This is a genomic window from Pseudomonas sp. NBRC 111127 (assembly GCF_001320345.1).
GTDB lineage: Bacteria > Pseudomonadota > Gammaproteobacteria > Pseudomonadales > Pseudomonadaceae > Aquipseudomonas > Aquipseudomonas juntendi.
The window spans coordinates 23,912-35,402 of the sequence record NZ_BCBD01000043.1; the positions used below are offsets into that span (position 1 = coordinate 23,912).

Annotated in this window: 11 protein-coding genes; 8 read left to right on the forward strand and 3 right to left on the reverse strand. The window is 62.3% G+C overall.

Annotated features, from left to right (window positions below; genetic code table 11):
* Positions 1-3: 3 nt before the first annotated feature.
* From APH30_RS10775 to hisF, 6 genes are all read left to right on the forward strand, one after another.
* Positions 4-1,665: an OFA family MFS transporter gene (locus APH30_RS10775; RefSeq protein ID WP_047150101.1), complete on the forward strand. Its 1,662-nt coding sequence runs from the start codon at positions 4-6 to the stop codon at positions 1,663-1,665.
* A 280-nt stretch (positions 1,666-1,945) separates the two neighbouring features.
* Positions 1,946-2,539, forward strand: a complete 594-nt coding sequence (gene hisB, locus APH30_RS10780) for an imidazoleglycerol-phosphate dehydratase HisB (RefSeq protein ID WP_009682881.1) — start codon at positions 1,946-1,948, stop codon at positions 2,537-2,539.
* Positions 2,540-3,178, forward strand: coding sequence for an imidazole glycerol phosphate synthase subunit HisH (gene hisH / locus APH30_RS10785; RefSeq protein WP_054912519.1), 639 nt, complete (start codon positions 2,540-2,542; stop codon positions 3,176-3,178).
* Positions 3,179-3,439 carry a DUF2164 domain-containing protein gene (locus APH30_RS10790; RefSeq protein WP_054912520.1) on the forward strand — a complete coding sequence of 87 codons (261 nt, stop codon included), beginning with the start codon at positions 3,179-3,181 and terminating at the stop codon, positions 3,437-3,439.
* A 114-nt stretch (positions 3,440-3,553) separates the two neighbouring features.
* On the forward strand, positions 3,554-4,291 hold the full coding sequence (gene hisA, locus APH30_RS10795; protein ID WP_054912521.1) for a 1-(5-phosphoribosyl)-5-[(5-phosphoribosylamino)methylideneamino]imidazole-4-carboxamide isomerase: 738 nt from the start codon (positions 3,554-3,556) through the stop codon (positions 4,289-4,291).
* A 10-nt stretch (positions 4,292-4,301) separates the two neighbouring features.
* Positions 4,302-5,072 carry an imidazole glycerol phosphate synthase subunit HisF gene (gene hisF / locus APH30_RS10800; RefSeq protein ID WP_029886410.1) on the forward strand — a complete coding sequence of 257 codons (771 nt, stop codon included), beginning with the start codon at positions 4,302-4,304 and terminating at the stop codon, positions 5,070-5,072.
* Between the two features lie 103 nt (positions 5,073-5,175).
* Here hisF and choV read toward each other — a convergent pair whose 3' ends face one another.
* From choV to APH30_RS10815, 3 genes are all read right to left on the reverse strand, one after another.
* A complete protein-coding gene (choV, locus tag APH30_RS10805) occupies positions 5,176-6,354 on the reverse strand; it encodes a choline ABC transporter ATP-binding protein (RefSeq protein ID WP_009682886.1) in 1,179 nt (392 codons plus the stop codon).
* Positions 6,351-7,199: a choline ABC transporter permease subunit gene (gene choW, locus APH30_RS10810; protein ID WP_172828412.1), complete on the reverse strand. Its 849-nt coding sequence runs from the start codon at positions 7,197-7,199 to the stop codon at positions 6,351-6,353. Before choW ends, choV begins: the two co-directional genes overlap by 4 nt.
* 81 nt (positions 7,200-7,280) lie before the next feature.
* Positions 7,281-8,228, reverse strand: coding sequence for a choline ABC transporter substrate-binding protein (locus tag APH30_RS10815; RefSeq protein ID WP_009682888.1), 948 nt, complete (start codon positions 8,226-8,228; stop codon positions 7,281-7,283).
* A gap of 451 nt (positions 8,229-8,679) precedes the next feature.
* Here APH30_RS10815 and APH30_RS10820 point away from each other — a divergent pair, with 451 nt between their 5' ends.
* Both APH30_RS10820 and APH30_RS10825 read left to right on the forward strand, forming a co-directional pair.
* Positions 8,680-10,056 carry an L-serine ammonia-lyase gene (locus APH30_RS10820; protein WP_054912522.1) on the forward strand — a complete coding sequence of 459 codons (1,377 nt, stop codon included), beginning with the start codon at positions 8,680-8,682 and terminating at the stop codon, positions 10,054-10,056.
* Positions 10,057-10,503: 447 nt separating this feature from the next.
* The coding region (locus APH30_RS10825) for a GlxA family transcriptional regulator (RefSeq protein WP_054912523.1) at positions 10,504-11,491 on the forward strand (988 nt) is incomplete at its 3' end.

Genomic DNA, 11,491 nt, shown 5'->3' on the forward strand with positions numbered 1-11,491 from the left:
TTCATGACCAGTACCGTCACGACGGGCGCCCCGGCGAGTACGCCAGGCTTCCTGTCGAAGGAGCGCATCATCGCCCGCCCGGGCTTCAACCGTTGGCTGGTTCCGCCAGCTGCCCTGGCCATTCACCTGTGTATCGGCATGGCCTATGGCTTCTCGGTGTTCTGGCTGCCACTGTCACAAGCCCTGGGTATCACCGCCCCAGTGGCGTGCGCGGCCGACATGGGCTTCGTGGCCCGCCTGTTCAGCGCCGAATGCGACTGGCCGATTTCCATGCTGAGCTGGATCTACACCCTGTTCTTCGTCTTCCTGGGCTGCTCGGCGGCCGTGCTGGGTGGCTGGCTGGAGCACGCCGGCCCACGCAAGGCCGGCCTGGTATCGGCGCTGTGCTGGTGTGGCGGCATGCTGATTTCGGCCATTGGGGTCAAAACCCACCAACTGTGGCTGATGTGGCTGGGTTCTGGAGTGATCGGCGGTATCGGCCTGGGGCTGGGGTATATCTCGCCGGTGTCGACCCTGATCAAATGGTTCCCGGACAAGCGCGGCATGGCCACCGGCATGGCCATCATGGGCTTTGGCGGCGGCGCCATGGTCGGTGCGCCACTGGCCACCGCACTGATGGGCCACTTTGGCAACGCGCAGGAAGTGGGGGTGTGGCAGAGCTTCGTTGCCATGGCGGCGATCTACTTCGTGTTCATGACTGCCGGCGCCCTGGCCTACCGCGTGCCGCCCACCGGCTGGAAGCCTGAAGGCTGGACTGCGCCGCTGAAAAAAGCCGGCAACACCATGGTCACCGACCGCCACGTGCACGTCAGCGTGGCGTGGAAAACCCCGCAATTTGCGCTGATCTGGCTGGTGCTGTGCCTGAACGTGTCTGCAGGCATCGGTATCATCGGCATGGCTTCGCCGCTGCTGCAGGAAGTGTTCGCTGGCAAGCTGCTGGGCAACGAGCTCACCTTCAGCGAGCTAAACGCCGCGCAGCTGGCGCAGATCGCCGCGATCGCCGCCGGCTTCACCGGCCTGCTGAGCCTGTTCAACATCGGTGGCCGGTTCTTCTGGGCATCGTTCTCCGACTATATCGGGCGCAAGAACACCTACTTCGCTTTCTTTGCCTTGGGCGTGGGCTTGTACAGCCTGGTGCCGAACATGGGCCACCTGGGCAATGTGGCGCTGTTCGTGGCGGCGTTCTGCATCATCCTGTCGATGTATGGCGGTGGCTTCGCCACGGTGCCGGCGTACCTGGCCGACCTGTTCGGTACGCAGATGGTCGGTGCCATTCATGGGCGCCTGCTGACCGCCTGGGCGGCTGCAGGGGTGCTGGGGCCAGTGCTGATCACCTACCTGCGCGAGTCGCAGCTGGCAGCCGGGGTAGAACGCGCGGCAGCCTATGACATGACGCTGTATATCCTTGCCGGGCTGCTGGTGCTGGGCTTTATCTGCAACATGCTGGTGCGGCCGGTTGCCGACAAGCACTTCATGAGCGATGCCGAGCTGGCGGCCGAGCGGGCGTTGAGCCATGACAAGGGCGCCGATGGCGCGCGCTCGCTGGAGTGGAAAGCCGCGCCGGGTAGCCTGCCACTGGTGCTGCTGGCCTGGGCAGTGGTGGTGGTGCCGTTGGCCTGGGGGGTGTGGATTACCCTGCAGAAGACGGCGGTACTATTCCATTGAGGTAACCCTCTGCTGAGCAGTGGGGGCGCCTTGCGCCCCTTTCGCGACGCAAGGCCGCTCCTACCGTGCCGTGCAAGTTTGAGGCTCATGCGGCTCCAGTAGGAGCGGCCTTGTGTCGCGATGGGCTGCAAAGCAGCCCCCTTCCCTCGGTTGTATAGACCTGTAGCGCTATCAACCCCCCGTCATTGCTCGCTTTGCCATATGTCATCCGCGTTTCAAGCTGGCGCGTTCTGGGCCTATAATGGCACCCTTTTCGCCCAATGATTTTGCGGAGCTGGTGATGGTCGAACGTAAGGCTTCCGTCGAGCGCAATACCCTGGAAACCCAGGTCAAGTGCTCGATCAACCTCGATGGCAGTGGCAAGGCCCGATTCGATATCGGTGTGCCTTTCCTGGAACACATGCTGGACCAGATCGCCCGCCACGGGCTGATCGATCTGGATATCGAGTGCAAGGGTGACACCCATATCGACGACCACCATACCGTCGAAGACGTTGGCATCACCCTGGGCATGGCATTCGCCCAGGCCATCGGTGACAAGAAGGGCATCTTCCGCTACGGCCACGCCTACGTGCCGCTGGACGAAGCGCTGTCGCGCGTGGTCATCGACTTCTCGGGCCGCCCAGGCCTGCAAATGCATGTGCCGTATACCCGGGCCAGCGTCGGCGGCTTCGATGTCGACCTGTTCCAGGAGTTTTTCCAGGGCTTCGTCAACCACGCCCTGGTTACCCTGCACATCGACAACCTGCGTGGCCATAACACTCACCACCAGATCGAAACCGTGTTCAAGGCGTTCGGCCGTGCCCTGCGCATGGCGGTCACCCTGGACGAGCGCATGGCCGGCCAGATGCCGTCCACCAAAGGGTGCCTGTAAATGCAGACAGTAGCCGTAATCGACTATGGCATGGGCAACCTGCACTCGGTGGCCAAGGCGCTCGAGCACGTCGGTGCCGGTAAAGTGCTGGTGACCAGTGATGCGGCGGTCATCCGCGAGGCGGATCGCGTGGTGTTCCCTGGGGTAGGTGCGATTCGCGACTGCATGGCCGAAATCCGCCGCCTGGGCTTCGACAGCCTGGTGCGCGAAGTCAGCCAGGACCGGCCGTTCCTGGGCATCTGCGTGGGTATGCAGGCACTGCTCGAACACAGCGAGGAGAACACCGGCGTCGACTGCATCGGTTTGTTCCCCGGCCAGGTGCGCTTCTTCGGCAAAGACCTGCAAGAAGAAGGCGAGCACCTGAAGGTGCCGCACATGGGCTGGAACGAAGTCAGCCAGACCATCCACCACCCGCTGTGGCACGACATTCCGGACCGCGCACGTTTCTATTTCGTGCACAGCTACTACATCAATGCCGGCAAGCCGGGCCAGGTGGTCGGCCGTGGCCACTACGGCGTCGATTTCGCTGCCGCACTGGCCGATGGCTCGCGCTTCGCCGTGCAGTTCCACCCAGAGAAAAGCCATACCCATGGCCTGCAGCTGCTGCAGAATTTCGTCGCCTGGGACGGGCGTTGGTAAATGAGCAGGTCAAAGACCAAGGTCCCGATCATCACCCTGGCCCCTGAGCAGGAGCGCGACGCGCTCGCTACGCTCAAACGCTTCCTCGAAGACCGCTTCGAGCTGGAGCTGGGGTCTTTCGAGGTGGCTGAGGTCCTTGAGCTGTTCAGCAAAGAAATTGCACCCCATTACTACAACAGGGCGATTGCCGATGTTCAGCTGCACCTCAAGGAGCGGTTCGAGAGCATCGAAAGCGATCTGTGGGCGCTTGAAAAAAGCTGAAAGTTGCAAGCTTCAAGCTGCAAGCCGAAGCTGGATCGCCTATCGAATACACGACGCGCATTGCTTGCAGCTTGTCGCTTGCAACTTGCCGCTTGAATTGACGAAGGAAAGAGCATGCTGATTATCCCCGCTATCGATCTGAAGGACGGTGCCTGCGTGCGCCTGCGCCAGGGCCGTATGGAAGACTCCACGGTATTCTCCGACGACCCGGTGAGCATGGCCGCCAAGTGGGTCGAGGGTGGCTGCCGCCGCCTGCACCTGGTCGACCTGAACGGTGCCTTCGAAGGCCAGCCGGTCAACGGTGAAGTGGTCACTGCCATTGCCAAGCGCTACCCCACCCTGCCGATTCAGATCGGCGGCGGCATTCGTTCGCTGGAAACCATCGAGCACTACGTCAAGGCTGGCGTCAGCTATGTGATCATCGGCACCAAGGCGGTCAAGCAGCCAGCGTTCGTCGCCGAGGCGTGCAAGGCCTTCCCGGGCAAGGTCATCGTTGGCCTGGATGCCAAGGACGGCTTCGTCGCCACCGACGGCTGGGCCGAAGTCAGCTCGGTGCAGGTCATCGACCTGGCCAAGCGTTTCGAGGCCGATGGCGTTTCGGCGATCGTCTACACCGACATCGCCAAGGACGGCATGATGCAAGGCTGCAACGTGCCATTCACCAAGGCATTGGCCGAAGCCACCTCGATTCCGGTAATTGCCTCGGGCGGCATTCACAACCTGGGTGACATCAAGGCTCTGCTGGACGCCAAGGCCCCCGGCATCATCGGCGCCATCACCGGCCGTGCCATCTACGAAGGCACCCTCGACGTGGCCGAGGCCCAGGCCTTCTGCGACAACTACCAAGGCTGAGGACTGAACCATGGCACTGGCCAAGCGCATCATCCCTTGCCTGGACGTGGACAACGGCCGGGTGGTCAAGGGCGTCAAGTTCGAGAACATCCGTGATGCCGGCGACCCGGTGGAAATTGCCCGTCGCTACAACGAGCAGGGTGCCGACGAAATCACTTTCCTCGACATCACCGCCAGCGTCGATGGCCGCGATACCACCCTGCATACCGTCGAGCGCATGGCCAGCCAGGTGTTCATCCCGCTGACCGTGGGCGGTGGCGTGCGTACCGTGCAGGACATCCGCAACCTGCTCAATGCCGGGGCAGACAAGGTGTCGATCAACACCGCCGCGGTGTTCAACCCGGAGTTCGTGGGCGAGGCGGCAGACCGTTTTGGCTCGCAGTGCATTGTCGTGGCCATCGACGCCAAGAAGGTGTCCGGGCCGGGTGAAGAACCCCGCTGGGAAATCTTCACCCACGGTGGGCGCAAGCCGACCGGGCTGGATGCGGTGGCATGGGCGAAGAAGATGGAGGGCCTGGGTGCCGGCGAGATCCTGCTGACCAGCATGGACCAGGACGGGATGAAGAGCGGCTTCGACCTGGGTGTTACCCGGGCCATCAGCGATGCGCTGGGTATTCCAGTGATTGCCTCGGGCGGGGTGGGTAACCTGCAGCACCTGGCTGACGGTATTGTGCAAGGGCATGCCAGCGCGGTGCTGGCGGCCAGCATTTTCCACTTTGGCGAGTACACGGTGCCGGAGGCCAAGGCCTACATGGCAGCGCGCGGGATCGTCGTTCGCTGAAACATTGATTGGGGCTGCTTGGCAGCCCTTCGCGGGCACGCCCGCTCCTACACTGTGGGAGCGGGCGTGCCCGCGAAAGGGCCGCAACGCGGCCCCAATTGCATCACCCGTGGTTCTTGCCGAGCAGCGCGTGATACAGCTCGGTATCCCCCAGAATCCCCACCAGTTTGTCGTTCTCCTGCAGCACCAGCTTGTTGCCGGTGTGGTAGCGAATCTGCAGCGCTTCACGCATGCCGATGTCCGCATGCACCAGCGTCGGCCGACGCCCCAGGCCTTCCACCGACTGCCCCGGCGCCCATTGCTGCATCTCCAAGCCGTTTTGCCCTTGGCGTGCGCGCTTGATCGAGTTGCCTTCGCCCAGGTCCAGCCACGAGTCGCCGCTCGGGTCGAGGCACACAGAACCATTGACCCGTTTGCAGTTGTCCAGGCTGCGCATCAGGCTGCGGCCGCAAAGTACGTTCAGCGGGTTGGTGTGGGCGACGAAGGTACGCACGTACTCGTCGGCCGGGTTTAGCACGATTTCTTCCGGCTTGCTGTACTGGATGATCCGGCCGTCTTTCATGATCGCGATACGGCTACCCAGCTTCAACGCCTCGTCCAGGTCATGGCTGACGAACACGATGGTCTTGCTCAGCTTGGCCTGCAGGCCCAGCAGTTCGTCCTGCAAGCCCTGGCGGATCAGCGGGTCCAGTGCCGAGAAGGGTTCGTCCATCAGCAGGATGTCGGCGTCCATCGCCAGCGCGCGGGCCAGGCCAACACGTTGCTGCATGCCGCCCGACAGTTCGTCCGGCTTCTTGTTGCGCCACTGGGTCAGGCCCACCAGCTCAAGCTTCTCGTCGACCAGCTTGCGCCGTTCCTTTTCTGGCCGGCCCTGCATTTCCAGGCCAAAGCTGATGTTCTCGCGTACCGTCAGCCAGGGCATCAGGGCGAACTTCTGGAACACCATGGCAATGCGCTTGGTGCGCATCATTTTCAGCTCGGCCGGGGTGCAGTGGGCGATGTCGATGTGCTTGCCTTCATGTTCGACAAACAGCTTGCCGCGGCTGACGGTGTTCAGGCCGTTGATGCAGCGCAGCAGGCTCGACTTGCCCGAACCGGACAGGCCCATCAACACGCAGATCTCGCCCTTCTGGATGTCCAGGTTGGCTTTTTCTACGCCCACCACCAGGCCGGTCTGCTTGAGGATCTGCTCGCGAGTCTGGCCTTTGTCCAGCAGTGCCAGCGCCTCGCGTGGCTTGTTGGAGAAAATGACGTCGACGTCTTCGAAACGAATGATGCTCATGCTTCACCCCTTACCGGCAGTTCCGGTTGCTTGCAGATACGGTCGAGCATGATCGCCAGCAGCACGATCGCCAGGCCCGCTTCGAAGCCCAGGGAAATATCGGCGGTGTTCAGTGCGTTGACCACAGGTTTGCCCAGGCCGTCAGCGCCGACCAGGGCGGCGATCACCACCATCGACAGCGACAACATGATGCACTGGGTAACGCCGGCGGCGATGCTGGGCATCGCATGCGGCAGTTCGATACGGGTGAGCAGTTGGCGGCGCGAGCAGCCAAACGCCTTGCCGGCGTCCATCAGCTCCTGCGGTACGTCGCAGATGCCCAGATAGGTGAGGCGGATAGGGGCGGCAATGGCGAACACCACGGTCGAGATCAGCCCTGGGACCACGCCCAGGCCGAACAGCGTCAGGGTGGGGATCAGGTACACGAAGGTGGGCACCGTTTGCATCAGGTCGAGCACCGGGCGCATGGCGGTGTAGAACATGGGTTTGTGCGCGGCGACGATGCCCAGCGGCACACCGATGGCCACGCACACCACGGTGGCGAAGGTCACTTGTGCCAGGGTTTCCATGGTTTCCTGCCAGTAACCAAGGTTGAGAATCAACAGGAACGACAGGGCGACGAATGCGGTCAGCGACCATTTACGCTGGATGAGGTGCGCCAGGGCGGCGAACAGGGCGGTGAGGACGAACGGGTTAAACCAGGTCAAGGCACTGGTGACGCCGTGGATCATGAACTCCAGGCCCTGTGCGATGGCGTCGAAGTAATTCGCGCCGTGCAGGGTCAGCCATTCAACGAACGAGGCGATGTACTGACCCAGCGGTATTTTCTGATCGATAAGCATGATAGCGAGCTTCCACCTGCATAGATTGAACTCAACCCGGGACAGGCACGGTCCTGCCCCGAGGTAGCGCTATGGCGAATTGCGTTATTGCGTCAGCTTGGCCTTGGCCGCCTCCAGGCCGGGTTTGCCATCCACGGTAGTCACGCCGGCCAGCCAGGTGTCCAGCTTGCCTGGGTTGTCCTTGAGCCATTTCTTGGCAGCGGCCTCGGGCTTCATCTTGTCGTCCAGGACGTAGCCCATCATGGTGCTTTCATCCTTGAGCTCGAACGACAGGTTCTTCAGCAGTTGGCCAACGTTGCTGCACTCCTGCACGTAGCCTTTGCGGGTGTTGGTGTATACGGTCGCCTTGCCGAAGTCGGGGCCGAAGTAATCGTCCCCGCCGGTCAGGTACTGCATCTTGAAGCGGGTGTTCATCGGGTGCGGTTCCCAGCCCAGGAACACCATGGCTTCGCCACGTTTCTGCGCCCGGTCGACCTGCGACAGCATGCCGGCCTCGCTGGACTGCACCAGCTTGAAGCCGGCGTCTTTCAGGCCGAAGGCGTTCTTGTCGATCATGCTCTGGATGGTGCGGTTGCCATCGTTGCCGGGTTCGATGCCGTAGATCTTGCCGCCCAGCTCCTGCTTGAACTTGGCAATGTCGCTGAAATCCTTCAGGCCCTTGTCATACAGTGCCTGGGGCACGGCCAGGGTGTACTTGGCGTTTTCCAGGTTGGCGCGCACGGTGTCCACAGTGCCGGCGTCGCGGTACTGCTTGATATCGTTTTCCATGGTCGGCATCCAGTTGCCGAGAAACACGTCCAGGTCCTTGCCGGTAGCCAGCGACTTGTAGGTCACCGGTACCGAGATCATGGTGGTGTGGGTTTTGTAACCCAGTGCTTCGAGCACAACGCTGGTGGTCGCAGTGGTGACCGTGATGTCGGTCCAGCCGACATCGGAGAAACGGACCGTCTGGCACTGCTCGGGCTCGGCGGCCTGAGCCAGCAACGGTGCGGACAGCAACGCAACCAGCAACAGCGAGGGTGTACCTTTCATGGGTGGACTCCTGAGATTTTGTCTTCGGGTTCGCGTGGGTCGCCGAACGTTCTGACGGTCCGGTCGACCAGGCCTGCAGAGGGCAGGATGCGTGGCCGTGCTTTACGAGTCGCTTTCGATAATCCTCCACCGCCGGGCAATCGCCTACTGGTAGGGTCGTATCCAGTACGGAACGGGTCGTATCCAGTATGGGCGATGTCGCTTATGGATTTTTCCAACCCCTCGCCCGCATTTTTGCGTCACCAGGCCGATGGAAAACGGCGTGTCGGGCCCATTCCCCAGGTAAAACCGGTGCGGCGCTGCTGGACAAAATGGCGTCGGTTGCAGACGGCGAGGCGGCCGGTAAAAGCCCGATGATGCTGGCAATTCAAGGCGGCCCTGCTTGAGCCTAGCAGCTACCCCGCCGTGCGCATGGCGCGCACAGACAAGCCCAGCAAGAGGTGATTCGGTAATGGCCATCAGCGTGTTCGACCTGTTCAAGATCGGTGTCGGGCCTTCCAGCTCCCACACAGTCGGCCCCATGCGTGCTGGCGCCCTGTTTGTCCAAGGGCTGCGCGAGCGCGGCGAGTTGGAACGGGTACGGCGGATCGAGGTGCGCCTGTATGGCTCGCTGTCGGCCACCGGCGTCGGCCACGGCACCGACAACGCCACCATCATGGGGCTGATGGGGGAATGGCCAGACGCCATTGACCCGACCCAGATCGTGCCGCGCATCGCCGACCTGCGCGAAACCAATACCCTCAAGCTGGACGGGCGCCTGCCTGTCGAGTTCGTGTGGGCGCGCGACATGCTGTTGCTGGACGAGAACCTGCCCTACCACCCCAACGCCATGACCTTGGTTGCCGAAGGCGAGCAGGGCGAGTTGCACCGTGACACCTATTACTCGGTGGGTGGCGGCTTTGTGGTGGATGCCGCGCAGGCCGCCAGTGGTGTGCTGGATGCCGACCAGACGGTGCTGCCGTACGATTTCAACAGCGCCGCCGAGCTGCTGCAGCTATGCAAGCAAAACGACCTCAGTGTGTCGCAATTGATGATGGCCAACGAAAAGGTCTGGCGCAGTGAAGAAGAGATTCACGCCGGCTTGCGCAAGCTCTGGCAAGCCATGCAGGAATGCGTCAACAACGGGCTGAAATACGAGGGTACGTTGCCCGGTGGGCTCAATGTGCGCCGCCGCGCCGCCAAGCTGCACCGCAGCCTGCAGGAAATCGGCAAGCCCAACGTGATCGGCTCGACCATGAGTGCCATGGAGTGGGTCAACCTGTTCGCCCTGGCTGTCAACGAAGAGAACGCCGCAGGCGGGCGCATGGTGACGGCGCCTACCAACGGCGCGGCGGGCATCATCCCGGCGGTATTGCACTACTACATGCGCTTCAGCGATGAGGTGGACGAGTCCAGTGTTACCGATTTCTTCCTGGGCGCTGCGGCCGTCGGCATCCTGTGCAAGAAGAACGCCTCCATCTCCGGCGCCGAAGTAGGCTGCCAGGGTGAGGTCGGCTCTGCCTGCGCCATGGCCGCTGCCGGCCTTGCGCAAGTGTTGGGCGCGACCCCGGCGCAGCTGGAAAACGCCGCGGAAATTGCCCTGGAGCACAACCTGGGGCTCACCTGCGACCCGGTGGGCGGGTTGGTGCAGGTGCCGTGCATCGAGCGCAACGCGATTGCTGCGGTAAAAGCCATCAACGCGGTGCAAATGGCCCTGCGTGGCGATGGCGAGCACTTCATTTCCCTCGACCAGGTGATCCGTACCATGCGCGACACCGGTGCCGACATGCACGACAAGTACAAGGAAACCTCCCGCGGTGGCCTGGCGGTCAGTGCCATCGAATGCTGATGTTTCAGTAGGCACCCAGGGCCTCTTGGCGGTTGAACCCGGCAAGAGGCCCTCGAGTTTCAAGGCAGCGCAAAATGCCTGCCAATGCTCCTTTATGGTGCACTCCAATCAGCCGATTGCCGGATGTCGTAATCAGTGTGGGGCTTGTCGGTGACACTAAACAGTGTCGTTTCTGGGCAACTGCCCCACGGCGTGTCACCAAACTGCTCAGCCGTTACCCGCACGGCGCCTAGCACGGCTGTTTGGGACAACTTGGCCAGCACATCCAAAGCCTATGATTTGCCTGACAAAGGGGTCGTTTTCAGGTTTTTTTGGATGGCCATTCAATTTCAGGCACGGCGTTTGCGTAGGTAATGGTCACCCACCCCCGGCATGTGGCGGGGGCAATAACAAGAAAATGAGTGCCCGCCTGAGGCACATCCAGCATTTGTGTGAGGAGAAACCGCGATGACGTCCTACACCTCCGGGACCCCGTCCCAGAACCGCACAGCACCCCAGTCCATCGGGTTTCTTCTATTGGACAATTTCACCCTGATTTCCCTGGCTTCGGCTGTGGAGCCCCTGCGCATGGCCAACCAGCTGTCCGGCCGCGAACTGTACCGCTGGCACACGCTGACGGTCGATGGCGGCCAGGTGTGGGCCAGCGATGGTTTGCAGATTACCCCGGATGCGGCCATGCACAGCGCCCCTGCGATCGACACCGTGATCGTCTGCGGCGGTGTAGGCATTCAGCGCACCGTTACCCGCGAGCACGTGACCTGGCTGCAAGCCCAGGCGCGTCAGTCGCGGCGCCTGGGTGCCGTGTGCACCGGCAGTTGGGCCTTGGCCTGTGCCGGCCTGCTCGACGGCTTTGATTGCAGCGTGCACTGGGAATGCCTGGCCGCCATGCAGGAGGCCTACCCGCGGGTCAACATGAGTACCCGCCTGTTCACCCTCGACCGCAACCGCTTCACCAGCTCTGGCGGCACCGCGCCGCTGGACATGATGCTGCACCTGATCAGCCGCGACCACGGCCGCGAGCTGTCGGCGGCAATCTCCGAAATGTTCGTCTACGAGCGCATTCGCAACGAGCAGGATCACCAGCGCGTGCCGCTCAAGCACATGCTCGGCACCAACCAGCCGAAACTGCAGGAAATCGTCGCGCTGATGGAAGCCAACCTGGAAGAGCCGATCGACCTGGACGAGTTGGCGGTGTATGTGTCGGTGTCGCGGCGCCAGCTCGAGCGGTTGTTCCAGAAGTACCTGCACTGCTCGCCGTCGCGCTACTACCTGAAGCTGCGCCTTATCCGCGCCCGGCAGCTGCTCAAACAGACACCCATGTCGATCATCGAAGTGGCATCGGTGTGCGGTTTCGTATCCACGCCGCACTTCTCCAAATGCTACCGCGAGTACTTTGGCATTCCGCCGCGTGATGAGCGCGTGGGCTCCAACACTA

Excerpts from the sequence above, each read along its gene's own strand:
- APH30_RS10820 (WP_054912522.1), top strand. The coding sequence starts at position 8,680 with ATGGCCATCAGCGTGTTCGACCTGTTCAAGATCGGTGTCGGGCCTTCC.
- hisB (WP_009682881.1), top strand. The coding sequence starts at position 1,946 with ATGGTCGAACGTAAGGCTTCCGTCGAGCGCAATACCCTGGAAACCCAG.
- hisF (WP_029886410.1), top strand. The coding sequence starts at position 4,302 with ATGGCACTGGCCAAGCGCATCATCCCTTGCCTGGACGTGGACAACGGC.
- APH30_RS10790 (WP_054912520.1), top strand. The coding sequence starts at position 3,179 with ATGAGCAGGTCAAAGACCAAGGTCCCGATCATCACCCTGGCCCCTGAG.
- hisA (WP_054912521.1), top strand. The coding sequence starts at position 3,554 with ATGCTGATTATCCCCGCTATCGATCTGAAGGACGGTGCCTGCGTGCGC.
- APH30_RS10775 (WP_047150101.1), top strand. The coding sequence starts at position 4 with ATGACCAGTACCGTCACGACGGGCGCCCCGGCGAGTACGCCAGGCTTC.
- APH30_RS10815 (WP_009682888.1), bottom strand. The coding sequence starts at position 8,228 with ATGAAAGGTACACCCTCGCTGTTGCTGGTTGCGTTGCTGTCCGCACCG.
- hisH (WP_054912519.1), top strand. The coding sequence starts at position 2,540 with ATGCAGACAGTAGCCGTAATCGACTATGGCATGGGCAACCTGCACTCG.
- choV (WP_009682886.1), bottom strand. The coding sequence starts at position 6,354 with ATGAGCATCATTCGTTTCGAAGACGTCGACGTCATTTTCTCCAACAAG.